Here is a 26,416-nt window from a genome sequence, read left to right as displayed (position 1 = left end):
GTGGCAAGTGATGAAAAATATATTAGTATTTTTGATTGGCCTCTTTCTGATTTTTTTGGAGGCTTTTTTTACAAATCACATAAGTTCTTTTGTTAGCATAGATTTACTTTTAGTATATATAGTATTGATATCTCTTTATTTAGATAAGAATTATGCTATTGTAGTAGTTGGTCTTTTGGGACTGATTAGTGACCTAGTAGTAGGTGGAGTAATAGGAATTACAGCAGTATTATTTATGGGATCATCATACTTTATATCTACAGTTGAAAAGTCTATATTTAAGGACAAGAAAGTGATAGTATCATTTTTGGTATTTGTTATTAGCTTAGTTTATTCTGTAATAAATGCAGTGGTTTCAGCCATCTTTTTTGTGCCGGTACCACTTGTCCTTGTTTTGATAAAGGGCCTAATATTGATACCTTTTCTAAATGTAGTAGTAGCATTTCTGGCTTATGTTTTGTTCGGAGATTTATTGATGAAATTAAGGGAAGAATAGTGGTGTATTAAATTGAGTAAAAATATGTTAATAAAACCAAGACTAAAAATATTAAATAAGATTATACTAGTTGTTCTCAGTGTGGTTTTGGTAAAAATAGTATATATGACAACTATAAAGAATTCTCACTATTCTGAGATGGCTGACCAAAAGGCCTATAAGCAGATTATGGTACAGGCACCCAGGGGTGAGATAAGGGATAGGAAGGGCGTACTTTTGGCCGGCAATGAGCCTCAGTTCACCGTTCAAATTGTTGCAGATTCTTTTAATAAAGCTGGAAAAGACAATAAGGAAGGGGCTAATAAGATAGCCTATTCAATAATAAATATACTAGAAAAGAATAACGAAACCTATACCGATGAGTTTCCAATTAGTATAGTTAATGGAAATTATAGTTATAGTTTTGATGAAAAAATAAATGAATTTAAAAATAAAAATGGAATACCGAGCAATTATAATGCTAAAGATTCCTTTTACTTTGTTGTAGATAGCATGATACAAAATGGACTATTGATTCTTTCTGATAGGAATATGGATCCAGTGAAACTTCAGGCCAAGATAAATAAGTTGGGATACTATCCCCCAATCTTGGTAAATTCTTGGACCTTTACCCAGCAAAAAAACAAGGTTGACTGGTTAGAAGGGTATGGCCTTAAAGATGGAGTGAATGCCTTCCAAGCCTTTAAACACATTAAAAATAACTATTATAATATAGATTCTAGTTTGAGTGATAAAGAGGCCAGGAAAATAATGTTGGTGAGGGATTTATTAAAATCTAAAATATATACCCAGTATAATCCTGTAACCCTAGCTAAGGGTATAAAAAAAGAAACAGTTGTACAAATAGAAGAAAATTCTATGAAATTATCAGGTGTTTCAGTTGCTATTGAACAAAAAAGGATATATCCTTTGGGAAATCTTGCATCTCATGTCTTAGGCTATGTTGGTAAAATACCATCTTCAAAGTCTGAGGACCTAGTAAAGAATGGATATAGCCCCCAAGATATGGTAGGTCTATCTGGAATAGAAAATAGTTATGAGACCAGATTGAGAGGGAAGGATGGCTATAAGGAAGTAAAAGTAGACAGTGTAGGTAGGGTTATTGACCAGATGAAGTCTGTAGATCCTACCAGCGGTAAGAGTGTATACTTGACTATAGATAGTAAGGTTCAAAAAGCTGCAGAGGAATCTTTGAAAAAAGCTATTGAATCTGCTAGGTCAGGCGGAAGTTTTAAGAGTCAGTTTGGGGATATTAAGGTCAAGGAAAGAGCACCAAATGCCAAGTCAGGTGCTATAGTAGCTCTTGATGTTACCAGTGGAGATGTATTGGCTATGGCTAGTTATCCAAATTATGATCCAAATAAATTCGCCAATGGTATCAGCAATGAAGACTACAATAACTACTTGCCAAAAAATCAGAATGATATGTTGGCACCAAATCCACTTTTAAATCTAGCTACTCAGGGTGTCTTTCAGCCGGGCTCTACATTTAAGATGGTAACAGCTATGGCAGCCCTAGAATCAGGCTTGGATCCAAATTATACTATCAAGGATCCAGGTGTGATAAAGTTAGGCAATAGGAATTTTGCGGATTATATTTGGCACCATGGTAGAAAAAATGATGGTATGGTAAATTTGTACAAGGCTATACAAGAGTCTTGTAATATATATTTCTATGTTTTAGGAAGTAATCGAAACTGGATGACAGGTCAGTCATTAAACTTAGGTATGAATGCCAATAAGATACTTGAATATGCTAAAAAGTTTGGTTTGGACAGTGATACAGGTCTAGAAGGACAGTTAGAGGAGAGAAACGGTAGAGTACCTAGTGAAGAACAAAAGGTAGAAAATACAAAAGTTCAACTGAAGTATGCACTTGAGAGGACCATGAGAACCCACTTTGAAGGTATTGATTACGAAGAAAACAGGGATGATTTCGAAAAAAAGATAGATGAGATTGTCAGTTGGATAGATGAAGACAAGACCCCAGGTAGGGGAGAGACAATGAAGAGACTTGCAAGGTTAGGTGTCAAGGAGACCTATATAGAGAGTGATGCTGACTATATGGTATATAGTTACTTCAATTTTGCCAAATGGGGTGTAGGTGATACATTTAACTTGGCCATAGGTCAGGGAGAAAATGCCTACAATCCTGCCCAAGTTGCCAGGTATGTGGCAGCCATTGCCAATGGTGGTTATCTAGTAAACTTAAATGTGGTAAACAAGGTAGAAGCTTCAAAGGGTAAGATAGCAGAAGTTGCCAACAGGAAATTGGAAAAAATAGAATTTAAGGATAATTCAAATTTGAATGATATAAAGATCGGTATGGTTAATGTTTCTACGCAGGGACTTGCCAAGGATGCCTTTGGATCTTTTCCAATAAAGGTTGCATCAAAGACCGGTACGGCTGAAAAGAGTGGTAAAATACCTACAGAAAGGGAATTTGACTACTTGATGAGTCATTTAAAATCATACTCACTAGACAAGGACAAGCTTCTAGCTAGGTATAACAAGCTTAAGGCAGAGAGGGAAAGAGAACTTACAAATGAGAAAATAAAAGATCTCAAGACCAAGATAAATGACCATAGTATCAGTCGTGATACCAGGAAAAAGTACGAAAAGGAATTAGAAACTGGTATTAAGGTTAAGTTGGATGACACTGATAAGGTCAATGCCCAATATTTAAGAAAGGCAATCAAACAGTTAAATTCAAATGTTACGGATGAAGATATAGATAAATACAAGGCAGACTATGGGTCTTTTGCCTGGTGTGTAGCCTATGCACCAGCAGATAATCCTAAGATAGCTGTGGCCTGTATGATACCTCAAGGAGAGACGAGTTCCTATGCAGTATTACCAATTAGGGAGACTATGGCCCAGTATTTTGGGCTAATGAAAGAAGGTCAGACAGATGAAAAAAATTGATTACAGGAAAAATTTTAAAATAGCTAAAAATGTCGACTGGAAATTAGTATCCATAGTTCTGATAATATTCTTAATAGGAATACTGATACTTAGTAGTGCAACTCATGCGAATATAACTAAAAATTATACACAGATATACAAACAGATACTGGCGTTTTTATTGGGTATAGGAATAATAATGCTAATGATGTTGTTTGATTATGACAGTCTGGGCAAGTACTACAAAGAATTGTATATATTTAGTATACTAATGCTTTTGGTGGTTTGGATACCAGGCCTAGGGGATAGGCAGTTTGGTGCAATTTCATGGATACGTATAGGCAAGTTTAACCTGCAGACATCAGAAATAGTAAAGATGACCTTTATACTTAGCTATGCAAAGATAGTTGAGAAACACAAGGATAATATGAGCAATGTAAGGGTTCTCTTTAAGTTGGTTGTATACGCAATGCCTATTATAGGTCTGCTACTTGCCCAGCCAGACCTTGGTACTGCTATAGTATTTGTGTGCATAATATTCTTTATGTTATATGTGGTAGGCCTAGATAAGAAGATAATCAGAAATACTCTTATAGCCCTACTACTCTTTACACCACTTATGTATATGTTTATGGCACCCCACCAGAGGGTCAGGATAGTCAACTTCTTTAAGCCTGAGTCCAGCAGTAATTATCAGGTGCTACAATCCATGATAGCCATTGGATCAGGTGGAATATTTGGCAAGGGACTCTACATGGGCTCGCAAAACCAGGAAAACTTCCTGCCAGTTAGGGATAGTGATTTTATCTTTGCAGTAATTGGTGAGGAGTTTGGTCTTGTAGGTATGCTGATAGTTATAGTGCTATTTATGCTACTAATTACGAGACTTTTGATGATAGCTAAGAAGTCAAAAAATGTATATGGAACCTTGATTGTATCGGGTATAACGGGTATGTTTGCCTACCAAATCATACAGAATATTGGTATGACGGTGGGTCTAATGCCTGTTACGGGTGTTACCCTGCCCTTTGTCAGTTATGGGGGTAGCTCCTTGCTGACATCGATGGCAAATATAGGTATTGTTTTGAATGTGTATTTAAGGCGTAGGAGAATCTATTAAAAAAGTATTGTAAATTATAAACATAAGGCTGGATGCTTGTAGGACATGTATTTGTAACTGCTAGGCTAGCTGAAATGGAGGCAAGTTTTGGAAAAAGTTGATATTGGCAAGATATTAAAAAAGGTTGAAAAGCCTGCAAGATATTTGGGCAACGAATTAAACTCCATTCATAAAGATACAGAAAGCAATGAGTTGATTAGGTATGCTCATTGCTTTCCTGATTTATATGAAGTGGGTATGAGTCATTTGGGAAGTCATATCTTGTATAATTGTATAAATTTAGAAGAAGATGTATATTGTGAAAGAGTCTATGCTCCCGGGGTTGATATGGAGACCAAGATGAGGGAGAATAATATTCCCTTGTTTGGCCTAGAGTCTAGAGAGTCTATACGATACTTTGACTTTGTAGCCTTTACCCTGCAGTATGAGATGTGCTACACAAATATACTGAATATGCTGGACCTAGCAGGTATACCTCTTTTGGCCAAGGATAGAAAAAACGAAGACCCACTAATAATGGTGGGTGGTTCTTGTGCCTACAATGTGGAGCCGCTTGCATACTTTGTCGATATAGTGGTCCTAGGTGAAGGTGAAGAGATGAACCTGGATGTAGTTAGGGCTTATAAGGAGTGGATAAGGACAAACCCATATGAAAATGGCAAGGACAAGACTGACTTTTTCAGGAAGATAATAGGTATAGATGGTGTCTACATACCTTCCTTCTATGAATTTAAATATAAGGAGGATGGTACTATAAAGGAACTAATAAAGCTTGTAGAAGAGGCTCCTGACAGGCCGAAAAAGAGGATTATAGCAGATATGAATTCAGCTATATATCCAGAAAAATACATAGTTCCCTTTATAGAGACTGTCCACGACAGGATAGTTTTGGAACTGTTTAGGGGGTGTACTAGGGGATGTAGGTTCTGCCAGGCTGGTATGATTTATAGACCTATAAGGGAAAAATCCATAGATAGGTTAAAAGAAATTGTAGATAAGATGATAAAAAATACGGGCTATGACGAAATATCACTTTCTTCCTTGAGTACTAGTGACTATAGCCATATTAGGGAAATTACTGACTTTTTGGTTGACGAGTACGCAGACCAAAATATCAGCGTATCCCTACCATCCCTAAGGCTGGATAATTTCTCCATGGAAATAGCTGAAAAGGTCCAGCAGGTCAGAAAGACTGGACTTACATTTGCCCCAGAGGCAGGAACCCAGAGGATGAGAGATGTAATAAACAAGGGTGTATCTGAGCAGGACCTACAAAATGCAGTTTCCAAGGCCTTTAAAATGGGTTGGAATAGTGTCAAGCTCTACTTTATGATAGGCCTTCCAACAGAGAGGTATGAAGACCTAGATGGTATCAAGGACCTAGCCTACCAGGTGGTCGACATCTACAAGGATATACACGGTGGTAGGATTAGGGGCAAGTTTGGTGTGACAGTGAGTACATCTACCTTTGTTCCCAAGCCATTCACCCCTTTCCAGTGGCATAGGCAGGATACAGGCGATGAAATCAGAGACAAGCAAAAATACCTGGTTGGCAAGTTGAGAAATGGAAATATTAGGTACAACTACCACGATTCACAGACGAGCTTGATGGAGGCAGTTTTTGCTAGGGGAGATAGGAGACTGGGTAGGGTCTTGTTAGATGCCTTTAAGGCAGGTGCCAAGTTTGACGGTTGGTCTGAATACTTTGACCTAGATAGGTGGATGGATGCAATGGCCAAGAATGATTTGGATCCAAGTTTCTATGCCCATAGGGAGAGGTCTTATGATGAAATCTTCCCTTGGGACCACATAGATGTTGGTGTAACAAAGGAATTCTTGATTAGGGAGAATGAGCTGGCCAAGCAAGACAAGGTGACTGAGGATTGTAGACATGGCTGTAGGGGCTGTGGAGTAAATACAAACGATATAGGAAGGGGCTTGTGTTAATGTCTAAGAAAATTAGGGTTAAATTTATAAAAACTAAGGATATGATATATATATCACACCTAGATGTTCAGAGGCTCCTGCAGAGAGTTTTTAGGCGTGCCGGCATAGAATTATCTTTTTCTCAGGGATTCAATCCCCATCCAAAGATTACTTATGGTAATGCCCTTGCCCTAGGTGTGGAAAGCTACGGTGAATATGTGGATATAGAAATAGAGGCAGACCTGTCAACTGATGAAGTCAAGGAAAGGGTGAATGCCCAGCTTCCGGATGGTATGGCCTTTGTAAAGCTAGTAGAATTAGTGGGTGGAGAGCGAAATCTGGCCTCATCAATAGAGTATGGAGACTATGAATTTAGTCTTGAAAATGTGGATAAGATTTCTAGTCAGGATATGTCTGACAGACTAGACCAGCTTATGGCTATGGAATCCATCATGATGACCAAGAAAAATAAAAAAGGAAAATTGGTGGATATAGACATCAAGCCGCTGATAAAAACCTTGTCTCTACTGGATTATTCAGAGGATAGACTTGTGGTATCAGCCATCTTGGCTACGGGGTCAAAGCACAACCTCAATACCAATATATTTATACCCAAGCTATTAGAAGTTTTGGGAATAGGGATTGATCCCCTAGATGTAGATATCAAGAGAAATGATCTCTATTTCAAGCAGGATGGTGTCTTGGTCAGTCCACTTTAGAAGGATCGTTCTGGTGAGGTGAGAGAAGGACTATTTTAGGATGGTAGGAGGATTTTTATGAAGAGGATAATCATAGAAGACTTTTGTAACTCCAGAAAGCTAGCTCTTTTAGAAGACAATAAGTTGACAAAATTGATTATAGAAGAAAAATTCAATCAAGACCTAGTGAGAAATATTTACAGGGGTCGTGTCCACAAGCTAGTAAAGGGTATGGAGGCCTGCTTTGTAGATATAGGCCAGGGTAAACCTGCCTATATGAAGATAAAAAAAGGTCAAAAGCTAGCAGTTGGAGATATAATATTGGTCCAGGTATCAAAGTCTGGCAAGGGTGACAAGAGGGATAGTCTGACAAGAGAGGTCAGCCTTCAGGGACGGTATATGGTCTATATACCTTCCAATGACAGGATTAGCTATTCAAACAAGTTGACCAAGGATGAAGTAGCCGACCTAAAAAATAAGATAAAATCTCTTGAAATGGGTCAGGGACCTTGTGGGCTGATTGTCAGGACAGAGGCCAAGCTTGCAGGTATAGACGATTTGAAGAGGGATTTTGATAGCCTCAGGGACCAGTATGAAGAGCTCGTTGAAGAATTTAATTCCAGCTTGAAGCCTAGTCTTGTTAAGAGGGCAAAGGGTCAAATCGAAAGCCTTATTGAGAATAACCTGGATGACCAGTTAGAAGCTATAGTTTATCCGGAATCTATGGACAAGGGAGAGTTTAGCTCCTTAGGTGATTTATATGTGAGAGACCTAGTCAAGTCTTTGGATAGGACCTACCTAGAAAGATTGATAAGGGAAAAAAATCCAGCTACCTTCGCTAACAATGGGATAAATGCCAAGTTAAATGCCTATTTGTCAAACAAGGTTTGGTTGAAGAACGGATCATATATCGTTATAGACAAGACAGAGGCTATGACGGTAATAGATGTAAATTCTGGAAGGTACACTAGTTCTGCCAATTATGCCAACACAGTCCTTGATGTCAATATGGGGTTGGCAGACGAAATAGGCAGGCAAATACTGATGAGGGACCTGTCTGGAATAATTATAGTCGACTTTATAGATATGAAGTCAGACAAGGATAGGGAAGACCTAATTTCTAGGATGAACAAGGCCCTTGATGCGGATGGTAAAAACACTAAGGTTCACGGTTTTACTAGATTAGGTCTTTTAGAAATATCTAGGAGGAGGAGTCAGGACGCCTTTGAATCCTACTACTACAATCCGGAGTCTAGAGACTACTATTCGGCAAATAGGTTGGTGGATATGATAGAGGAAAGGGTCATACACTCAATATTCCACGATGCCATTAGCTCAGGGAAGGATAAGCCGAGGCTTACAATAGATATGGACGATAGTAAGTATAGGCTCTTGCTTGATAAGAAAAAAGATGTTCTAGAAATGATAGAAGACAAGTATGGGGTAACCCTATTCAGGGTACCCAATACTTAGGTTGATGCCATCATAGGCTAGTTTGGTATTTTTGAAAATAGATCTTGCATTTTCAATATAATCATCAGGCCTGTCCAGTGATGGTGAAAAATGTGTTAGAAGGAGTTGGTCTACCTGGCCCTTGCAGGCTAGGTTAGCAGCTTCTCTAAAGGTCATGTGCTTGTTTTTGACTGCCTTGCCTATATCCAGGTCATCTCCGTACATTGCCTCACATATGAAGAGGTTGCTGGACTGGATAAAGGGGATTATGGAGTTTATAGGTCTGGTATCCGTAATATATGAAAATTTTATGCCAGATCTAGGCTTGCCAAGGACCATATCAGGTATATAGGTCAAATCATCTATATGGAAGGTTTGGCCTGCTTGTAGGTGCCTCCAAAGACGCTTTGGGACCTGGTTTTCCAGGGCCTTTTTTGGTTCGAATTCACGATTTCTTTTAAAGTAAAGGCTATAGCCTAGGCACTCAGTTGAATGGTCTAGGTCAAGGCTTGAAATCTCTACTTCCTTGAGGATGGGGGCATTTATAGAAAAGCTACCAGCTGGTTTTTCTATGACTACTAGCCTATAGGGTAGGCCTTCCCACAAGACCATCATGGCTGAAATAGCCCTCTTGATCCCCCTAGGTCCTACTATATATAAGGGGCTCCTTTTTTCAGAATTACCCATAGTGGCTAGTAGGCCCAAAAGACCGTTAATATGGTCCCCATGTAGGTGGGTAATTAATATCAAATCTATATCTTTGAATCCACATCCTATTTTCTTCATAGAAATTTGAGATCCCTCACCACAGTCTATCAAAATTTTTCTTCCCTTGTAATTTATAAAGGCAGAGGAACAAAACCTATTGGGAGTTGGGACGTTACCTCCTGTGCCTATCATTGTAAGATTTAGCATTTATTCACCTTCTTTCCTAATATATTTCCCAGCATGGCCATGGAGATGCCACCTGCCATAGAAATAAAAGCGTATATAAGGGCTAGTATGGTGTGACCATCTAAAGCTAGTTGACAGAAGTCCCTACTAAAGGTCGAAAAGGTAGTAAAACTGCCAATCAAGCCTGTAGCAAGTAGCTTGTAGGTATTGGGTTTAATTCTGCCCAGCAGGCAGCGAGCAATAAAAGCTAGGATAAAGGAACCGATTAGATTCACAAAAATACTAGCTAGGGGCAGGTAGTATATTAGGTCGATCAAGTTGCTGTATCCTTTTTCTCCTTCCATAATTGCCCTATTATTCCTAATCACATCAAGACTAGTAAATATTCCATATCGTAAAATTGAACCCAGGATACCGCCTACAAATACAAAAGGAATTGCCCTGTCGATTTTCTTATCTAATTTTTTCATACTAGCACCCCCACAAAGCAGGCACAAATTGATAAGACTAGGCTAAGTCCGACATATATGTAGCTGATAGATTTGTTGCCATCCAATACCAGGTTCAGATTTTCCAACATAAATGTTGAAAAGGTAGTGAAGCCACCTAAAAAACCAGTGCCTAGGAATAATAGTAGCCCCCTATTATGTAAATGGACGGATAGATAGCCCAGTAAAAATGAACCCAAAACATTTACAAAAAGGGTGCCAAGGGGGATTTTTGATTTAGTTTTTTTCTCTATATAGGCGCCGGAAGTATATCGAGCAAGGGCTCCGAGACCACCACCGAGACCGACTAATATTGTATTTATCATCTTTACTCCTAATAAAATATTTCAATTCAATCTCTATGTTATAAATTTAATATAATTACAAACTTAATATCGAGACTAAAAATTTAATAAACTTAATATCAATTTTAGCATAAATTAGGCAAAATAAGTTACAATTGAATACAAAATCTATCAATATAAAATATAAATATACTTTTATGGTATAATCTATACGGAAGGATGTGGTATTTTGGCTAGGGTTACATCAATTGAATTTCAAAAAAAGAACAAGGATAGGGTCAACCTATATGTTGATGGGACCTACCTGATGTCAATGTATGCAGAAATGGTCTACAAGTATAATATCAGTGTGAATTCTGAAATTGACCAAGAAAAATTGACTCAAATAATAAAGGCTGATGATTATGAAAAGGCCAAGAATAAGGCCCTAAACTACATCTCCAGGGTAGAAAAGTCAGAAAAAAAGGTTAAAGAAAAGCTGCAAGATGAATTTGACCATGAGATAATAGATATGGTCATGGACTTTTTGAAGGAATATTCTTTTGTAGATGATGACAGGTTTGCAGGAAGGATTGCAAACAATTCTCTCAGATTCAAGAGACTTGGAAAAAATAGGATAAAACAAGACCTATATATGAAGGGCATAGATAGGGATATGATTGAAAGAACCATATCCAATATAGACGGTGATGAAGAGTTAGAAAATGCCGTATACCTGGCAGAAAAAAGGCTGGCCAAGATAAAGTCAGACGACAAAAGAGTGGTCAGGACCAAGCTATACCAGCACCTATCATATAAGGGCTTTGGATATGACACTATAAATTCAGCCATACGCCGAGTATTGGATGAGTGATGGCAATATTTTTTGGAGAAGGTCAAAATGAAGAGTATTATTATATTGATTGTTAGCATTTTACTCGCTATATACAGCATTATCAGCCTGTATATGAATGACAGAAGGTAAAAATCAAATAGACTTATTATTCAGCCTGTGATAAAATTGAATTATCATGATTTTGAAGGGAATAGAATAATGTTGGAATTACAGGACAGACTCAAACTGTCTAGAAAAAGAAATATAGAAAAATTAGAATCTATGAGGTTAAGTAAGGGAGTCAAGCTCAAGGTGGGTATAATGGGAGGAACCTTTAACCCAATCCATAATGCACACCTAGCTACAGCTGAGTTTATTAGGGACAAGTATGATCTAGACAAGGTAATATTTATACCTACAGGTGACCCACCTCATAAGAAGGGGGTCTTGAATAAGTTCAAGCGTTTTGACATGGTTATCCTGTCAACCCTAAAGAATGATGACTTTCTGGTTTCTGACTACGAGATATTGTCGGACAAGGAAAGGGACTACACAATAGATACACTAAGGCATATTAGTGAGACTTATCCAAATGAAGAATTGTATTTTATAACTGGTTCAGATGCTATAAACCAGATGGAGTCTTGGAAGGACTTCCAGGAAAACTTTAAACTAGCCAAGTTTGTAGCAGCTATTAGGCCAGGTATAAACCTTTTAGAAACTCAGGAAAATGTAGAAACATTTAGGAACATGTATGGGGCCGATATAGATATGGTATACGTTCCTTCTTTGGAGATATCTTCAACCTATATCAGGAGCCTATTGAAAAATGGTAAGAGTATAAAGTATCTGGTACCTAGCAGGGTAGAGGAATATATATATGTACACAATTTGTATGGAGGTGTTATTAGGTAGATGGAAAAATCAGATATGATAGAAAAGTTAAAGGATTATCTACCGGAAAAAAGATGGACCCATTCTTTGAATGTGGCCAGGGCAGCAGTAAGGCTGGCAGAGTTGATGGGTTGTGATTCAGAAAAAGCTGAAATTGCTGGGATTTTACACGATACAGCCAAGTATGTAAAGTTGGCAGATGTAGGATCATACTGTGATAAGTATAATATAAAATTAGACGATATGGAAAAGAAGAGTACAGCCTTGTCTCACAGCATATTGGGATCATATATAGCTAAATATGAGTTTGGTATAGATGATGAAAACATACTAAGTGCTATCAGGTATCATACTACAGCAAAACCAGCCATGAATACGTTAGAAGAAATCATATATGTAGCAGACGTGATAGAAATAGGTAGGGATTATCCTGGTGTTGATGACCTAAGAGAGGTGGCCTTAAGTGGTGACTTGGATAGGGCGGTCTTGATGGCACTAGAAAATGCTATTATGTCGGTAATGAGAAAGAAGGCTCCGCTACATTTAAGGACTATAGAGGCTAGGAATTATTACTTGGCCAAGGTCAAGGGTAAATAGGAGAAAGGTATTAGAGGAGAAAATAATGATAACAGTAGAAAATATGGTAAAAACAATATACGATGCTATAGACGACAAGTTGGGTCAGGATATAGCAATATTGAATATAGGTAAGGTGTCAAGTCTATGTGATTACTTTGTAATAACATCAGCATCATCTTCTAGACAGGTAAAGGCAATAGCTGACAGTGTCGAAGATGCTATGACAGAATTGGATATGGAGCCTAGGGGCAAGGAAGGTAGAGATACACAGAGCTGGATCTTGCTAGATTACGGTGATGTAATGGTGCACGTATTCGACGAAGAAAACAGGGGCTTTTACAACCTAGAAAAGTTGTGGAAGGATGCTCCTTATGTAGATCCTGAGTCCTTATAATTCAATACTGAGGATAAGAACTTTAAGAACATATTTGATAGTTTGACTTTTCTAATATAAAGACTACTTGTTTATCTTTTAAATATTGACAAGGCAAGGGCTTTATGTTAATATAAGTCATAAGTTTTTTGGTTAAATTTGTTAGTCAGAAAGCAAAATTTAATATATAAATATAGGCGGAGTAGTAGGGGCTAACTATTCTCAGAGAACCAACGTAGGGTGGAAGTTGGTAATGGTGAACTTTGAACTTGCCGGTCAAGCTATATAACCGTAGTTGGTTTAACGACATCGAGAGTCCAAATATTATTTGGAAATTAGGGTGGTACCGCGAGAATATCATCGTCCCTAAACATTTAGTTTAGGGGCTTTTTTCTTGTTTATTATTAGAAAATTTATATTTGTGTAGGAGGTAAGTATGAGCGTATACGATTTTAAAAGTATAGAAAAGAAATGGCAGAAGGTCTGGGATGAAAAGGGCCAGTACAAGATGGATACAAGAGACACGTCAAAGCCGAAGTACTATTGCTTGGAGATGTTTCCATATCCATCAGGCAAGATACATATGGGTCACGTTAGGAATTATTCGATAGGTGACGTGGTAGCGAGGTTCAAGAAGATGGAAGGATATAACGTATTACATCCAATGGGTTGGGACTCATTTGGTCTACCAGCTGAAAATGCAGCTATAAAGAATAATATCCATCCACATCCATGGACTATGTCAAACATAGAAGAAATGAAAGAACAGTTGAGTATGTTGGGTCTTAGCTATGATTGGGACAAGGAAGTAGCGACTTCGACTCCTGAATACTATAGATGGACTCAGAAGATATTCTTAGAATTTTTGAAGGCTGGTTTGGCCTACAAGAAAAAGTCATATGTAAACTGGTGTCCTTCATGTGAGACAGTATTGGCCAATGAGCAGGTAGTTCAGGGAGAATGTGAAAGATGCGGTAGCCTTGTTGAGAAGAAAGAGTTAGAGCAGTGGTACTTCAAGACTACTGAATTTTCAGAAGAGCTCTTGGCTGACCTAGACAAGTTAGATGGATGGCCAGAAAAGGTAAGGTTGATGCAGAAAAACTGGATAGGTAAGAGCTATGGTGCCAATGTGACATTCAAGATAGATGGAAGTGACCAGGAAATAATGGTCTATACAACTAGGCCAGATACAATATTTGGGTCTACATTTATGGTAGTTGCCCCAGAAGCCCAGTTGGCCAGAGACTTAGTTGCTGGTACAGAATACGAGCCAGTTTTGGATGAATTCTTGGCCAAGATGCACACAATGACTCAAATAGAGAGAGAAGCTGCTGACCTAGAAAAGGAAGGTAAGTTTATAGGTAAGTACGTGATCAACCCACTTACTGGCAAGAAGATGCCTATATGGATAGCCAACTATGTATTAGCTGACTACGGAACAGGTGCTGTAATGGGTGTTGCTGCCCATGATGATAGGGATAATGACTTTGCCAAGAAGTTTGGACTAGAGATAATACCTGTAATAGATGAAGACGACAAGATGATAAACTCAGGCGAATTCGATGGTATGGACAAGAATGAAGCCTTTGATAAGATAGTTGAAAAGCTAGAAGCTATGGGTAGGGGTAACAAGAAGACTAACTATAGACTAAGAGACTGGCTAATCTCTAGACAGAGGTACTGGGGATGTCCTATTCCAGTTGTATACTGTGATGATTGTGGTATTGTTCCAGTAGATGAGAAGGACCTACCAGTCCTACTTCCTACAGACGTAGAATTTACTGGAAAGGGAGAGTCTCCTCTAGCAAGCTCAAAGACTTTTAGCCAGTGCACTTGCCCTAAGTGTGGCAAGCCAGCTAGAAGAGAGATAGATACAATGGACACATTTGTAGACTCTTCATGGTACTATATGAGGTATACAGACAAGCAGAATACTGATATGCCATTCGACACTGATGTGGTAAATAACTGGCTACCAGTTGACCAGTACATAGGTGGAGTAGAGCACGCTATCCTTCATCTATTGTATGCGAGATGGTTTACTAAGGCCTTCAAGAAGCTAGGCTGGACTAGCCATGATGAACCTTTCAAGAACCTATTAACTCAGGGTATGGTATTGATGGATGGGGCAAAGATGTCCAAGTCCAAGGGCAACACTGTATCACCAGTTGACTTGATTGAAAAATATGGTGCTGATACAGCTAGACTATTTATCCTATTTGCTGCCCCACCAGAAAGAGACCTAGAATGGTCTGAACAGGGGGTTGAAGGTTGCTTCAAGTTCTTGAACAGGGTATACAGGTTGGTTGATGAATTGGCAGAGATTACAAAAACAGATGCTGAATTTGGTGAGTTGACTAAGGCTGACAAGGATATGAGGGCCAAGACTAACAACACCTTGAAGAAGGTTACAGAAGACCTAAGTGACAAGTTTGGTTTCAATACTGCTATAGCAGCCCTAATGGAACTAATAAACGACCTTTACAAGTACAAGGAATTGGATGATAGAAATGATGCTGTTATCAAGGAGGCTATAGAGGTTGTAGTAGTAATACTTGCTCCATTTGCTCCACATCTAGGTGAAGAATTGTGGGCTATGATAGGCAAGGAAGCCAGCATATTTGATATAGGGTGGCCAGACTACGATGAATCAGCTATCCAGTTGGATGAAGTCGAGATAATCGTACAGGTAAATGGTAAGGTTAGAAATAAGATTAATGCCCCAGTAGGCATAGACCAAGACGCCATGAAGGACCTAGCCCTAAATGACGAAAAGATAAAAGAATTTATAGAAGGAAAGAATGTAGTCAAGGTGATAGCTATACCTTCTAAGCTAGTGAATATAGTTATAAAGTAGAGGTTAGAAATGAATGAAAAAAAGAGAAAAGAAACTAAGGGGATAATTTTATTGACCATAACAGCTATCATTTGGGGTTTGGCCTTCATATTCCAAAGGACGGGTATGGAGCACATAGGACCCTTTGCCTTCAACTTCTTTAGATGTTTGTTGAGTACAAGTTTCCTCTTATTGGTTAGTTTATTTTTTAGGTACAAGAATGCAAGACACTACAAGGAAGCCAACTTCAAGCCAAAGCTAGTGACAAAAAACCTATTGGTAGGAGGAACACTTGCTGGAGTATCCCTATTCCTGGCAATGAGTTTCCAACAGGTTGGTATGGTGAGTACAAGTGCATCTAAGGCAGGATTTATAACTACTATGTATATAGTCCTAGTGCCTTTAATGGGAGTATTCTATGGCAGGAGACCTTCTATAAAAACCTGGATATGTGTTTTAATTGCTGCAGTTGGTCTATACTTGATATCTATTAAGGAAGGTTTTGTAATAGAGAAGGGTGACTTTTTGGTATTTATATCAGCCATATTATTTGGTTTCCAGATAGTGTTGGTAGATATATTTGCCCCTAAGGTTGACTCAATCAAGATGAATATGACCCAGTTTATAACTTGTGGTATCTTGTCCTTGATAGTGGTCCTATTTAAGGAAACTGTGACTATAGAAGCAGTCAAGGCAGCTGGTGTGGCCATACTTTACACAGGTATCCTATCAAGTGGAGTAGGCTTTACCCTACAGGTTGTTGGCCAGAAGAGTATATCGCCGACGATAGCGTCACTTATCATGAGTACGGAAGCCATATTCTCCCTTGTTGCCGGAATTTTAATCTTGGGTGAAAGATTGGTTCCAAAGGAAATGCTGGGATGTCTAGTAATGGTAATTGCCATAGTATTGGCCCAGATAGAATTGCCAAAGAGAAAAATAGAAAAAACTTCTTGACATTAAAGATTTTATTTAGTATACTGTATGAGTAATTGCCGCACGGTAAAGGTGGCTGCACGCATTAGCAGTGCTTGGCAAAAAATTCTACTTTTGAGTAGGTACCTGATCCGGCGAGTTTGAGAACAAGGAGGTGTATACATGTACGCTATAGTTAAGACTGGAGGAAAGCAGTATAAGGTTTCTGAAGGTGATGTTCTATTCGTGGAAAAGCTAGAGGCTAACGAAGGTGATGTTGTTACTTTAGATGAAGTATTAGCAGTAAACAAGGGTGAACTTAAGTTAGGTACTCCTGTAGTTGAAGGTGCATCTGTTCAGGCTAAGGTCGTAGAACAGGGTAAGGCTAAGAAAATAATCGTTTATAAGTACAAGCCAAAGAAAGACTACAGAAGAAAGAACGGTCATCGTCAGCTATATACTAAGATTGTAGTTGAAAAGATCAACGCATAGTCATCATGATTAAAGTAACATTTTATTATAATGACGAATTTAAAATTAAGGGCTTTGAATTGAAGGGTCACGCAAATTATGGCGAATTTGGATACGATATAGTTTGTGCGTCTGCCACGTCTAATGCAGTCGGGGTTATCAATTCACTTGAAGAGCTACAAGGTGTAGGTTTTGAGGTCCAGGATGCCATGGAGGGTTTTATATCAGCTGTCGTCAAGGATGATGATATGGAAAAATCCCAGCTCTTGTTAAACCACCTAAAACGTACCTTGGAAGAGATAAGTAGAGAATATCCAAAAAACATAAAAATATATGAAAAGTAGGGGGTGACTCCAGATGTTAAAAATGAATTTACAGCTTCTTGCATCTAAGAAGGGAGTTGGTTCTTCTAAGAATGGTAGAGATTCGATTTCTAAGAGACTTGGTGTTAAGAGATTCGATGGTCAGACAGTAACTGCTGGTTCTATCATAGTTAGACAGAGAGGAACTAAGATTCATCCTGGAACAAATGTTGGAAAGGGTGGAGATGATACTCTATTCGCACTTGTTGATGGAAAAGTTAAGTTCGAAAGATTAGACAAGAAGAGAAAGAAAGTAAGTATATATCCAGTAGAAATCGCTGAATAATACAGTTGATGGGCTATCGAATTTCGATAGCCCATTTTTTGAAAAAGAAGGAGGTGTAACAATGTTTATAGACAAGGCTAGAATATTTGTCAAGGCAGGTAACGGCGGCAACGGTTCAGTATCCTTTAGAAGGGAAAAATACGTACCAGCTGGTGGACCAGATGGTGGTGATGGCGGTAGAGGTGCCAGCATTATCATGGTAGCTGATACTGGACTAAGGACCTTGATGGATTTTAAATATAAGAAGAAGTATTCGGCCCAGCATGGTGAAGACGGATCCAAGAAGAGACGAGCAGGAAAAAATGGTGAAGACCTAATTTTGAGCGTACCAGAAGGAACTATCATCAGGGACGAAAAGACAGGCTTGATTATAGCTGACCTTAAAAAGGCAGGAGACCAGGCCGTAGTCGCTAGAGGTGGCTACGGTGGTAAGGGTAACCAGCACTTTGCCAATGCGGTAAGGCAGGCTCCAGCCTTCGCTAAATCGGGTACAGATGGTCAGGAAAGATGGATTACTCTAGAGTTGAAGATGATAGCCGATGTGGGATTGTTGGGCTTCCCTAATGTAGGTAAGTCTACCTTCCTATCAGTTGTGACATCAGCCAAGCCAAAGATAGCCAACTACCACTTTACGACCCTTACTCCAAACCTAGGTGTAGTACAGACACGTCATGGAGAGTCCTTTGTAATAGCAGACATACCAGGTATCATTGAAGGCGCTGCAGACGGAGTTGGACTTGGTCATGACTTCTTGAGGCACGTAGAGAGGACTAAGGTCTTAGTTCATATTGTAGATATTTCAGGTATCGAGGGCAGAGACCCTATCGATGACTTTGAAAAGATAAATGAAGAATTGAGGCTTTACAATGAAAAGTTGGCTACAAGACCACAGCTAGTGGTTGCAAATAAGTCAGACCTTTTATTTGATGAGTCTATATATGAAAACTTCAAAAAGGCCATGGAAGACAAGGGCTATGAAGTATTCAAGATGTCAGCGGCAACTAGGGATGGTGTAGACCAGGTAATCGATAGGGTCAGCCAGCTCCTAAATGAAGTAGAGGAAGTAGAGCTAGTTAGTCAGGAAGAGATGTATAGGCCAGAGCTTGATACAGATGATGAAGAAGGCTTGAAGATTGAAGTGGATGAAGAAGGTATCTACGTAGTTACTGGTAAGGAATTGAGAAGGATTATGTACTCAGTAAACTTTGATGATATGGAATCACTACAATTCTTCCAGGCTCAGATGGAAAGTAAGGGTGTCTTTGATATGCTAAGAGAAGCAGGAATAGAAGACGGAGATACTGTCAAGATTTACGAATTAGAATTTGAATTCTATAACTAGGTTTTAGACTTAATATTAAAAAGGAGGAAGCTAAATGTTAAATGGCAAGAAGAGGGCCTATCTAAGGGCATTGGCCAATACTATAAAACCTACCAACCAGATTGGTAAGGAGGGCATCACACATGAATTTTTGGACCAGCTAGAAGACCAGCTAAGGGCTAGAGAGCTAGTAAAGGTGACAATACTAGACAATGCTGGTATAGATGCCAAGGAAGCGGCTAATGCAATATGTGCTGACATAAGGGCTGAATTTGTCCAGGCCATAGGTAGCAAATTTACTATTTATAAGAAAAATAACGAAAATCCAAAAATTGTTTTTCCTGGCCATGAGCAGGCAAAGCCAAAGGATAAGAGAGAACCTAGTAGCAAGAGAATCACTAAAAAGCAGGCAACTATTAGGTCAATAAGCAAGAAAAAATAAATAACTTGCAAGCTTGTTAAAAAAATATAAAAAGTTAAAAATAAGTGTTGAAATTTTAGTCCTATAGTAGTATTATCCTAACTGTAGGACTTTTTTTGGTTACTATAAAATAAGGAGGGTGTTTGTAGAACTCTCTAAAATAAAAGGAGTATTAAGATGGAAAGAGTAACATTAGAAGATGTAAAAGAAGCAAGAAGTATAATTGAAGATGTGGTTTTGAGAACTGACCTACTAGAAAATGTAAGATTGTCAGAAAAAACAGGAGCACAGGTTTTCTATAAGTGTGAAAATTTACAAAGGACAGGATCATTCAAGATTAGGGGTGCTTGCAACAAGATAGCCCACCTAACTGATGAAGAAAAGGCTTGTGGAGTAATAGCATCAAGTGCAGGTAACCATGCCCAGGGTGTAGCCCTAGGTGCTAGAAATGCTGGTATCAAGGCAACTATATGCATGCCTGCCAATGCACCAATATCAAAGGTGGCTGCAACTAAGAGTTACGGAGCGGAAGTAGTTTTAAACGGAACAGTATATGATGACGCCTATGCAAAAGCTGTAGAATTACAGGCTCAGACTGGAGCAACATTCCTACATCCTTTTGATGACAAGCATGTAATAGCAGGTCAGGGAACAATAGGTCTAGAAATATTTGAACAGTTAGATGGAAATGTAGATACAGTTTTAGTTCCAATCGGTGGTGGTGGAATAATCGCTGGTATAGCGACTGCCCTAAAGGAATTAAATCCAAATATAAAGGTAATAGGTGTGCAGACTTGTAATATACCTTCAATGAAGAAGTCTTTTGAAAATGGCAAGATAACATCTGCCTTCAATGACATCACAATTGCTGACGGTATAGCAGTTAAGACTCCAGGTAGCCTTACATTCGATATAATATCTAAGTATGTAGATGATATAATCACTGTTACAGAAGAAGAAATAGCTGAAGCTATCCTATTTATGATGGAAAATCAGAAGCTAGTAAGTGAAGGTGCAGGTGCAGTTTCTACAGCAGCCCTTCTATCTGAAAAGTACAAGCCAGCAGCAGGTGAAAGAGTAGTATGCGTAGTATCAGGTGGTAATGTAGACATCAATACACTTTACAGGATAATGTCAGTTGCACTTAAGAGACAGGGTAGAAGAATCAGTATAGTTGCTGAATTGCCAGACGTGCCAGGTGCCCTATCTACACTAGTTACAATCATAGCAAAGAATGGTGGTAATGTCCTTACAATCAACCAGGACAAGCTAGCTACAGGTAGATATATAAAGAAGCAGACAGTAGAAGTAACTATAGAAACAGTTGACTTTGATCAGATAAATTCAATGAAGTCTGCCTTTGTAGAAAATGGAATAAAGGTAGAATTTATATAAGGATGGATTTGTAAAAGGCTGAGTTTATATAAAGACTGAGTTTATGCAAAGTTTGATAATATATATTTTTAATAATCCTAGCAAGGCATAAAAAATATTGAAAAAAACCTATGATTAATGTATAATTATAGGCGGTTTAAGTTTAAAAATAAGGTAAAAAGAAAAAAGTTAAGCTAAAAAGAAAGTGGAGGTAAAGAAATGGGAGAAGTGATATTCACAGATAAGGCTCCAGCAGCAGTTGGACCATATTCACAGGCTATAAAGGTAGGAAATGTAGTATACTGCTCAGGTCAGGTGCCACTAGTGCCAGAGACTGGTCTACTAGTAGAAGGAGATATAAAGGCTCAGGCAGCTCAGTCACTAAAGAACGTAAAGGCTGTTTTAGATGAAATAGGGGCTGACGTAACAAACGTAGTAAAGACTACAGTATATATAGTTGATATGGCTGATTTCGGTCCAGTAAACGAAGTATATGCAGACTTCTTTGGTGACCACAAGCCAGCTAGATCTTGCGTAGCAGTAGCTGAATTGCCAAAGGGAGCAAGAGTAGAAGTAGAAGTATTAGTAGTTCTATAATTGGACATAATAATATTTGAATAGTAGGGGTTACTTAATTGGGGGCCCTAGAGGAAAGGTTAACATTTTAAGCTTAGGCAAACAAATGTTGAACCTTTCCTTTTTTATTGTAAAAATTTTGAAGAGGGTGATTTCCTTTTAATTGAGACAAAAAAATGATATAATAAAAAGGTAAAGATATGAGGAGGTTTAAGATGAGTGATACATGGATAGAAGTAACTGTAAAGACTACAACTGAGGCTGTTGAGGCCATTACAAATATATTATACGAGCATGGTGCCCAGGGTGCCATGATAGATGATCCAAAGGACTTTTTCTTTCAAAAGGCCCATGAATACGACTGGGACTATGCCGAGGAAGAACTATTTCAGAGGGCTGATGGAGATGACTCTGTCAGAATCAAGACTTATATTTCCGAAGAAAAGGATGTAGAAGGTTTTATCAAGACAATTAGTGAGGAAGTAAAAAAATTAACTGACTACGGTATAGATATAGGTGAAGGCAAGGTATATACAGACTCTGTCAAGGAAGAGGACTGGGCCAACAATTGGAAGCAATACTACAAGCCTAGCAGGATAGGCAAGAATATAGTTATCAAGCCAGAATGGGAGGATTATGAAGCCCTTGGCCATGATATAGTTATCAGGATGGACCCAGGTATGGCCTTTGGTACAGGCAGTCACGAGACTACAAGTATGTGTATAGCCAACCTAGAAAAGTATGTGGGAAAAGATTCTACTGTATTTGATATAGGCTGTGGTAGTGGTATACTTGGTATCACTGCTGCCAAGCTGGGTGCCAAGGACGTAGTAGGTATAGATATAGATGCTGTGGCTGTCAAGGTAGCCAAGGAAAATATAGAAAAAAATGGGCTAGGTCATGCCATGGTAGCCATGGAAGGTAACCTTGCAGATGATATGGACAAGGACAGGAAGGCTGATATAGTTGTAGCTAATATTATAGCCGATATAATTATGATTCTAGCCAAGGACGTCAAAGATTTCTTAAAAGAGGACGGTATCTTTATATCATCTGGTATCATCTTGGCCAAGGTAGACGAGGTCGTTGCCAGTCTTGAAGAAAATGGATTTGAAATAGTCAATGTTGAGAAGAAGGGCGAATGGGCCTGTGTAGTTGCTAAGTAGGAGAAACTATGGATAGGTTTTTTGTTGAACCAAGTCAGATCGACTTGAATAATAGGAGCCTCTATATAGGGGGCGATGATGTCAAGCATATTAGCAAGGTATTGAGGTATGGCCAGGGTGACAAGATTGAGGTATGTGATTCCAATAATAAGGAGTATATATGTCAGATTGAGTCAATGGACAAGGTTAGGATTGACCTATCTATCTTGGAGGAAGTGGATGTAAACAGGGAATCCAAGGTCAGGGTCAAGCTTTACCAAGGCCTACCAAAATCAAGCAAGATGGAGATAATACTGCAAAAGCTGACAGAGGCTGGTGTAGCCGAGATTATTCTAGTAAATACCAAGAGGTCGGTTGTAAATATCAAGGAAGCTAAGGCTGACAAGAAGTTTGACCGCTGGGAAAGGATAATTTATGAGGCTGCCAAACAGTCAAAGAGGGGGATACTACCCAAGCTAAGAGGCCTAATGTCCTTTAAGGAGGCACTTGAGGATATGGCAAAAAATGATATAAATATCTGTCCCTATGAGGCAGAGAAGAGCCTGGGTATCAAGGAAGCCTTGCAGGATAACCAGGTAAAGAATATAGTAAGGGACAAGGATGTGGTCAACCTAGGTATTTTTATAGGGCCTGAAGGTGGTTTTTCTGAGGAAGAAAACGCAGAGGTAAAGGAGGCTGGCATAGCTTCTGTAACCATGGGACCTAGGATATTTAGGACGGAGACAGCATCCATTGTGGCCACAGCAATTACCTTGTATGAGCTGGGCGATATAGGAGGAATATAATTTGAAAAAAGTGGCATTTTATACATTAGGCTGTAAGGTCAACCAGTATGAGACCGAAGCAATGCTTGAAATGTTTGAGAAAAATGGTTATGAAAATGTAGGCAGTGAGGACTTTGCAGATGTATATGTAATCAACACCTGTACAGTTACCCATATGTCTGACAGGAAGTCTAGACAGTATATTAGGCGTGTAAAAAAGAAAAATCCAGACTCTATAATAGCTGTTGTAGGTTGCTATTCACAGGTTTCACCAGAAGAAATTCTGGATATAGACGATGTCAACCTGGTAATGGGGACCAATGACAGGAGGACTATTGTAGACAAGGTTGAAAAGATAGATTCTAATTCCAAGGTCAGCACAGTTGACGACATAATGAAGGTCAGGAAATTTGAAGAGATAGAAATTAGCCAGACAAATGGCAAGACAAGGGCCTTTATAAAGATACAGGACGGCTGTGATAGGTATTGTAGCTACTGTATCATTCCCTATGCTAGGGGAAGGATCAGGTCTAGGGACAGGCAAGGCATCATAGAAGAAATAGAAAATCTGGCTGCCAATGGCTACAAGGAGGTAGTTTTAACCGGTATACATGTAGCCTCTTATGGTAGGGACCTAACTGAAGATATCGACATATTGACTATCATAAAAGACGTAAATGATATAGAAGGAATAGAGAGGATCAGGTTGAGTTCAGTTGAGCCAGTCCTATTTACAGAAGACTTTATAGACCAGATTAGCAAGATAGACAAGTTAGTTCCCCACTACCATCTATCACTTCAGAGTGGCTGTGATGCTACCCTAAAGAGGATGAATAGGAGGTATACTACAGGAGAATATAAGAATACAGTTGACAAGTTAAGGGCAAAAATACCAGGAGTATCCTTGACGACAGATGTAATAGTAGGTTTCCCAGGTGAGACAAATGAGGAATTTTCTCAGACTCTTGCCTACCTAAAAGACTTAAAACTGATGCATATGCACGTTTTTAAGTATTCGCCTAGGAAGGGAACGCCTGCAGCCAGCATGGATGGTCAGGTTGACCCTCAGATGAAGCAGATGAGGAGTGATTCATTGCTTGCCCTATCGACAAAGAATTTCAAATACTTTGCTGACCAGTTCAAGGATGTCGACCTCAAGGTACTTTTTGAGGAAGTTGACAAGGAGGGCTACTATGAAGGCCTGACTGACAACTATATCAGGATAAAAGTGAAGGCAGATAGGGATATAAGAGGAAAGATATTGCCAGTAAGGATAGTTGAAGTATGTGATGACTATTGTATAGGAGTCTTGGCCTAGGAGAGTAATATATTTAATGGATTACAATATATTTAATTGAGTATAATTAATTTAAGGAGGGTGTTTGTATGATAATTACAACGACTGGAAGTGTAGAAGGTAGAAATGTTGAAGCATACTTGGGTATAGTTTTCGGCGAGGTAATCACAGGTATCAATATATTCAAGGATATTGGTGCAGGTCTAAGGAATATCTTTGGTGGAAGAAGCCAGGGCTATGAAGAAGAGTTGATGACTGCTAGGGAAAATGCTCTGAGAGAACTAGAAACTAGGGCCCAGGCTATGGGGGCTGATGCAGTAGTAGGAGTAAAGATGGACTATGAGGTTTTGGGTGCTGATAATGGCATGCTGATGGTGACTTGCTCAGGAACAGCAGTAAGGTTGAATTATTAGTAAGATGTGGAGGTAAGGAAATGGATTGCATTTTTTGTAAGTTAGCAAATGGTGAAATACCAACTAATATGGTCTATGAAGATGACAAGGTGGCAGCATTTAAGGACATGAACCCAGTTACACCAGTGCATATTTTGGTTGTTCCAAAAAAGCACTATGCTAGCCTAGAAGATATACCTATGGATGAAATGGATATAATTGCAGATATGCACAGGGCTATTAGGAAGATAGCCAAGCAGGAAGGTTTTGCTGAAAATGGATATAGGATTATAAATAATTGTGGTAAGGATGGTGGTCAGGAAGTTCCACATATCCACTATCATTTACTAGCAGGTAAGCCACTTACTAGACTAGTAACTGACTAGGAGGGATAAAATTGAAAAATCCAATCGAGAGAATTTTTGCAGTGTACTTTAGTCCTACTGGTGGATGTAAGAAGATATCCCAAAAGATAGGATTTACGGCTGCAGAAATGATGGGACTAGACCTTGAAGAAATGGACTTGACTAATTTGGCATCTAGAAAGTCCCTACACGAGTTTTCTAAGGGTGATCTAGTATTTGTGGTCAGTCCAGTCTATGCCAGTAGGATACCCAACAAGATTGTTGGAGATCTAGCTGTCTGTCTCAAGGGACAAGGTAGCTATGCTGTTCCCCTGGTGGTATATGGCAACAGGAGTCCTGGAGATGCCCTTAATGAGTTGAGGTCAGTCTGTCAAGGGGCAGGTTTTTCTGTCTTGGCAGGTGGATGTCTAGTAGCTAGGCACGCCTTTTCTGATGATATAGGTAGGGCTAGGCCAGATACCGCTGACTTTGAGGAGTATAGGTCTTTTGTAGCTGACTTGGGTGAAAAATTGAAAGAAGATGACCTAGAACCGATTACCCTGCCAGATGATTATGAGCCGGAGCCTTATTACAAGCCTCTTAAAGAGGATATGACTCCAGCCAAGTTTTTAAAGGCCAAGCCAAAGACTGATGAGTCCAAGTGTGACCAGTGTGGCATATGTTACAGGGTCTGTCCAATGGACAGTATCAGCAGGGAAAATTACTCTGACGTGCCAGGTATTTGTATCAAGTGTCAGGCCTGCATTAGGAAGTGCCCTCAGGGGGCCAAGTATTTTGATGATGAAGATTTCTTGTCCCATGTAGCCATGGTTAGAAATAACTTCACAAGAAGGGCAGACAATATTTTTCAGCTATATATTTAAAGAAAAGTCCATGATAGTGTAAAATAAGTATGGAGTTTTTGAAATAAAAAATAGAGATTACAAC

28 protein-coding genes are annotated in these 26,416 nt (G+C 39.0%); 25 read left to right on the top strand and 3 right to left on the bottom strand.

The features are described 5' to 3' along the window. Positions 1-10: 10 nt before the first annotated feature. The 6 genes from mreD to HMPREF1639_RS03680 all read left to right on the top strand — a co-directional run bounded on the left by mreD (position 11) and on the right by HMPREF1639_RS03680 (position 8,617). Complete coding sequence (mreD, locus tag HMPREF1639_RS03705) at positions 11-496, top strand: rod shape-determining protein MreD (protein ID WP_036763388.1); 486 nt, start codon at positions 11-13, stop codon at positions 494-496. A gap of 24 nt (positions 497-520) precedes the next feature. Next, entirely contained in the window at positions 521-3,421 is a 2,901-nt protein-coding gene (locus HMPREF1639_RS03700; RefSeq protein WP_198021056.1) for a penicillin-binding transpeptidase domain-containing protein, read from the top strand. Then, positions 3,408-4,520 (top strand): rod shape-determining protein RodA, encoded by a 1,113-nt coding sequence (rodA, locus tag HMPREF1639_RS03695; protein ID WP_036763383.1) that lies wholly within the window; start codon positions 3,408-3,410, stop codon positions 4,518-4,520. Before HMPREF1639_RS03700 ends, rodA begins: the two co-directional genes overlap by 14 nt. Before the next feature lie 87 nt (positions 4,521-4,607). Next, the gene (locus HMPREF1639_RS03690; protein WP_036763381.1) at positions 4,608-6,467 is read left to right on the top strand and encodes a TIGR03960 family B12-binding radical SAM protein; all 1,860 of its coding nucleotides are present in this window, start codon (positions 4,608-4,610) and stop codon (positions 6,465-6,467) included. Next, positions 6,467-7,165 (top strand): TIGR03936 family radical SAM-associated protein, encoded by a 699-nt coding sequence (locus tag HMPREF1639_RS03685; protein WP_036763379.1) that lies wholly within the window; start codon positions 6,467-6,469, stop codon positions 7,163-7,165. The genes HMPREF1639_RS03690 and HMPREF1639_RS03685 overlap by 1 nt, the downstream gene beginning before the upstream one ends. Before the next feature lie 57 nt (positions 7,166-7,222). Continuing rightward, positions 7,223-8,617 (top strand): ribonuclease E/G, encoded by a 1,395-nt coding sequence (locus tag HMPREF1639_RS03680; protein ID WP_052045406.1) that lies wholly within the window; start codon positions 7,223-7,225, stop codon positions 8,615-8,617. Here HMPREF1639_RS03680 and HMPREF1639_RS03675 read toward each other — a convergent pair. The 3 genes from HMPREF1639_RS03675 to HMPREF1639_RS03665 are packed head-to-tail and all read right to left on the bottom strand — an operon-like array spanning position 8,594 to position 10,304. After that, entirely contained in the window at positions 8,594-9,511 is a 918-nt protein-coding gene (locus tag HMPREF1639_RS03675; protein WP_036763376.1) for a ribonuclease Z, read from the bottom strand. The genes HMPREF1639_RS03680 and HMPREF1639_RS03675 overlap by 24 nt on opposite strands. Continuing rightward, positions 9,505-9,960: a fluoride efflux transporter FluC gene (locus tag HMPREF1639_RS08930; protein ID WP_052045405.1), complete on the bottom strand. Its 456-nt coding sequence runs from the start codon at positions 9,958-9,960 to the stop codon at positions 9,505-9,507. Before HMPREF1639_RS08930 ends, HMPREF1639_RS03675 begins: the two co-directional genes overlap by 7 nt. Next, positions 9,957-10,304 carry a fluoride efflux transporter FluC gene (locus HMPREF1639_RS03665; protein WP_036763373.1) on the bottom strand — a complete coding sequence of 116 codons (348 nt, stop codon included), beginning with the start codon at positions 10,302-10,304 and terminating at the stop codon, positions 9,957-9,959. The genes HMPREF1639_RS08930 and HMPREF1639_RS03665 overlap by 4 nt, the downstream gene beginning before the upstream one ends. Positions 10,305-10,512: 208 nt before the next feature. Between HMPREF1639_RS03665 and recX the strand changes: the two genes are divergently transcribed. The 19 genes from recX to HMPREF1639_RS03570 all read left to right on the top strand — a co-directional run bounded on the left by recX (position 10,513) and on the right by HMPREF1639_RS03570 (position 26,352). Continuing rightward, complete coding sequence (gene recX / locus HMPREF1639_RS03660) at positions 10,513-11,136, top strand: recombination regulator RecX (protein ID WP_036763371.1); 624 nt, start codon at positions 10,513-10,515, stop codon at positions 11,134-11,136. A gap of 180 nt (positions 11,137-11,316) precedes the next feature. Continuing rightward, positions 11,317-12,012, top strand: a complete 696-nt coding sequence (nadD, locus tag HMPREF1639_RS03655; RefSeq protein WP_036763369.1) for a nicotinate-nucleotide adenylyltransferase — start codon at positions 11,317-11,319, stop codon at positions 12,010-12,012. Then, on the top strand, positions 12,013-12,588 hold the full coding sequence (gene yqeK, locus HMPREF1639_RS03650; RefSeq protein ID WP_036763366.1) for a bis(5'-nucleosyl)-tetraphosphatase (symmetrical) YqeK: 576 nt from the start codon (positions 12,013-12,015) through the stop codon (positions 12,586-12,588). Positions 12,589-12,616: 28 nt separating this feature from the next. Beyond that, positions 12,617-12,964: a ribosome silencing factor gene (rsfS, locus tag HMPREF1639_RS03645; RefSeq protein WP_156955940.1), complete on the top strand. Its 348-nt coding sequence runs from the start codon at positions 12,617-12,619 to the stop codon at positions 12,962-12,964. Between the two features lie 415 nt (positions 12,965-13,379). Next, positions 13,380-15,800 carry a leucine--tRNA ligase gene (leuS, locus tag HMPREF1639_RS03640; RefSeq protein ID WP_036763361.1) on the top strand — a complete coding sequence of 807 codons (2,421 nt, stop codon included), beginning with the start codon at positions 13,380-13,382 and terminating at the stop codon, positions 15,798-15,800. 9 nt (positions 15,801-15,809) lie between these two features. Next, the gene (locus HMPREF1639_RS03635) at positions 15,810-16,736 is read left to right on the top strand and encodes a DMT family transporter (RefSeq protein WP_036763360.1); all 927 of its coding nucleotides are present in this window, start codon (positions 15,810-15,812) and stop codon (positions 16,734-16,736) included. A 141-nt stretch (positions 16,737-16,877) separates the two neighbouring features. Beyond that, positions 16,878-17,186 (top strand): 50S ribosomal protein L21, encoded by a 309-nt coding sequence (gene rplU / locus HMPREF1639_RS03630; RefSeq protein WP_036763357.1) that lies wholly within the window; start codon positions 16,878-16,880, stop codon positions 17,184-17,186. A 5-nt stretch (positions 17,187-17,191) separates the two neighbouring features. Further along, positions 17,192-17,509, top strand: coding sequence for a ribosomal-processing cysteine protease Prp (locus HMPREF1639_RS03625; protein WP_036763354.1), 318 nt, complete (start codon positions 17,192-17,194; stop codon positions 17,507-17,509). 13 nt (positions 17,510-17,522) lie between these two features. Continuing rightward, a complete protein-coding gene (gene rpmA / locus HMPREF1639_RS03620; RefSeq protein WP_036763352.1) occupies positions 17,523-17,813 on the top strand; it encodes a 50S ribosomal protein L27 in 291 nt (96 codons plus the stop codon). A gap of 61 nt (positions 17,814-17,874) precedes the next feature. Continuing rightward, entirely contained in the window at positions 17,875-19,155 is a 1,281-nt protein-coding gene (obgE, locus tag HMPREF1639_RS03615) for a GTPase ObgE (protein WP_036763350.1), read from the top strand. Between the two features lie 34 nt (positions 19,156-19,189). Further along, complete coding sequence (locus HMPREF1639_RS03610) at positions 19,190-19,576, top strand: YhbY family RNA-binding protein (protein ID WP_036763348.1); 387 nt, start codon at positions 19,190-19,192, stop codon at positions 19,574-19,576. Positions 19,577-19,732: 156 nt separating this feature from the next. Continuing rightward, on the top strand, positions 19,733-20,950 hold the full coding sequence (gene ilvA, locus HMPREF1639_RS03605; RefSeq protein WP_036763344.1) for a threonine ammonia-lyase: 1,218 nt from the start codon (positions 19,733-19,735) through the stop codon (positions 20,948-20,950). 198 nt (positions 20,951-21,148) lie between these two features. Continuing rightward, on the top strand, positions 21,149-21,526 hold the full coding sequence (locus HMPREF1639_RS03600) for a RidA family protein (RefSeq protein WP_036763343.1): 378 nt from the start codon (positions 21,149-21,151) through the stop codon (positions 21,524-21,526). Between the two features lie 194 nt (positions 21,527-21,720). Then, a complete protein-coding gene (gene prmA / locus HMPREF1639_RS03595) occupies positions 21,721-22,671 on the top strand; it encodes a 50S ribosomal protein L11 methyltransferase (protein ID WP_036763342.1) in 951 nt (316 codons plus the stop codon). An 8-nt stretch (positions 22,672-22,679) separates the two neighbouring features. Continuing rightward, on the top strand, positions 22,680-23,456 hold the full coding sequence (locus HMPREF1639_RS03590) for an RsmE family RNA methyltransferase (protein ID WP_036763337.1): 777 nt from the start codon (positions 22,680-22,682) through the stop codon (positions 23,454-23,456). A gap of 1 nt (position 23,457) precedes the next feature. Beyond that, positions 23,458-24,753, top strand: coding sequence for a tRNA (N(6)-L-threonylcarbamoyladenosine(37)-C(2))-methylthiotransferase MtaB (gene mtaB, locus HMPREF1639_RS03585; RefSeq protein WP_036763335.1), 1,296 nt, complete (start codon positions 23,458-23,460; stop codon positions 24,751-24,753). Positions 24,754-24,821: 68 nt separating this feature from the next. Continuing rightward, complete coding sequence (locus tag HMPREF1639_RS03580; protein ID WP_036763333.1) at positions 24,822-25,145, top strand: putative heavy metal-binding protein; 324 nt, start codon at positions 24,822-24,824, stop codon at positions 25,143-25,145. A gap of 20 nt (positions 25,146-25,165) precedes the next feature. Beyond that, the gene (locus HMPREF1639_RS03575) at positions 25,166-25,510 is read left to right on the top strand and encodes a histidine triad nucleotide-binding protein (protein WP_036763330.1); all 345 of its coding nucleotides are present in this window, start codon (positions 25,166-25,168) and stop codon (positions 25,508-25,510) included. A gap of 11 nt (positions 25,511-25,521) precedes the next feature. Further along, positions 25,522-26,352, top strand: coding sequence for an EFR1 family ferrodoxin (locus HMPREF1639_RS03570; RefSeq protein WP_052045404.1), 831 nt, complete (start codon positions 25,522-25,524; stop codon positions 26,350-26,352). Positions 26,353-26,416: the final 64 nt, after the last annotated feature.

Origin of the sequence: Peptostreptococcus sp. MV1 (assembly GCF_000758885.1) — a bacterium.
In the GTDB taxonomy this organism is placed as follows: domain Bacteria; phylum Bacillota; class Clostridia; order Peptostreptococcales; family Peptostreptococcaceae; genus Peptostreptococcus.
This window is presented reverse-complemented; position numbering and strand designations above follow the sequence as displayed.

What these genes read in the sequence shown, in the direction of transcription:
- mreD (WP_036763388.1), top strand. Translation starts at nt 11, where the DNA reads ATGAAAAATATATTAGTATTTTTGATTGGCCTCTTTCTGATTTTTTTG.
- HMPREF1639_RS03700 (WP_198021056.1), top strand. Translation starts at nt 521, where the DNA reads ATGTTAATAAAACCAAGACTAAAAATATTAAATAAGATTATACTAGTT.
- rodA (WP_036763383.1), top strand. Translation starts at nt 3,408, where the DNA reads ATGAAAAAAATTGATTACAGGAAAAATTTTAAAATAGCTAAAAATGTC.
- HMPREF1639_RS03685 (WP_036763379.1), top strand. Translation starts at nt 6,467, where the DNA reads ATGTCTAAGAAAATTAGGGTTAAATTTATAAAAACTAAGGATATGATA.
- HMPREF1639_RS03680 (WP_052045406.1), top strand. Translation starts at nt 7,223, where the DNA reads ATGAAGAGGATAATCATAGAAGACTTTTGTAACTCCAGAAAGCTAGCT.
- HMPREF1639_RS03675 (WP_036763376.1), bottom strand. Translation starts at nt 9,511, where the DNA reads ATGCTAAATCTTACAATGATAGGCACAGGAGGTAACGTCCCAACTCCC.
- HMPREF1639_RS08930 (WP_052045405.1), bottom strand. Translation starts at nt 9,960, where the DNA reads ATGAAAAAATTAGATAAGAAAATCGACAGGGCAATTCCTTTTGTATTT.
- HMPREF1639_RS03665 (WP_036763373.1), bottom strand. Translation starts at nt 10,304, where the DNA reads ATGATAAATACAATATTAGTCGGTCTCGGTGGTGGTCTCGGAGCCCTT.
- nadD (WP_036763369.1), top strand. Translation starts at nt 11,317, where the DNA reads ATGTTGGAATTACAGGACAGACTCAAACTGTCTAGAAAAAGAAATATA.
- yqeK (WP_036763366.1), top strand. Translation starts at nt 12,013, where the DNA reads ATGGAAAAATCAGATATGATAGAAAAGTTAAAGGATTATCTACCGGAA.
- leuS (WP_036763361.1), top strand. Translation starts at nt 13,380, where the DNA reads ATGAGCGTATACGATTTTAAAAGTATAGAAAAGAAATGGCAGAAGGTC.
- HMPREF1639_RS03635 (WP_036763360.1), top strand. Translation starts at nt 15,810, where the DNA reads ATGAATGAAAAAAAGAGAAAAGAAACTAAGGGGATAATTTTATTGACC.
- rplU (WP_036763357.1), top strand. Translation starts at nt 16,878, where the DNA reads ATGTACGCTATAGTTAAGACTGGAGGAAAGCAGTATAAGGTTTCTGAA.
- HMPREF1639_RS03625 (WP_036763354.1), top strand. Translation starts at nt 17,192, where the DNA reads ATGATTAAAGTAACATTTTATTATAATGACGAATTTAAAATTAAGGGC.
- rpmA (WP_036763352.1), top strand. Translation starts at nt 17,523, where the DNA reads ATGTTAAAAATGAATTTACAGCTTCTTGCATCTAAGAAGGGAGTTGGT.
- obgE (WP_036763350.1), top strand. Translation starts at nt 17,875, where the DNA reads ATGTTTATAGACAAGGCTAGAATATTTGTCAAGGCAGGTAACGGCGGC.
- HMPREF1639_RS03610 (WP_036763348.1), top strand. Translation starts at nt 19,190, where the DNA reads ATGTTAAATGGCAAGAAGAGGGCCTATCTAAGGGCATTGGCCAATACT.
- ilvA (WP_036763344.1), top strand. Translation starts at nt 19,733, where the DNA reads ATGGAAAGAGTAACATTAGAAGATGTAAAAGAAGCAAGAAGTATAATT.
- HMPREF1639_RS03600 (WP_036763343.1), top strand. Translation starts at nt 21,149, where the DNA reads ATGGGAGAAGTGATATTCACAGATAAGGCTCCAGCAGCAGTTGGACCA.
- prmA (WP_036763342.1), top strand. Translation starts at nt 21,721, where the DNA reads ATGAGTGATACATGGATAGAAGTAACTGTAAAGACTACAACTGAGGCT.
- HMPREF1639_RS03590 (WP_036763337.1), top strand. Translation starts at nt 22,680, where the DNA reads ATGGATAGGTTTTTTGTTGAACCAAGTCAGATCGACTTGAATAATAGG.
- HMPREF1639_RS03580 (WP_036763333.1), top strand. Translation starts at nt 24,822, where the DNA reads ATGATAATTACAACGACTGGAAGTGTAGAAGGTAGAAATGTTGAAGCA.
- HMPREF1639_RS03575 (WP_036763330.1), top strand. Translation starts at nt 25,166, where the DNA reads ATGGATTGCATTTTTTGTAAGTTAGCAAATGGTGAAATACCAACTAAT.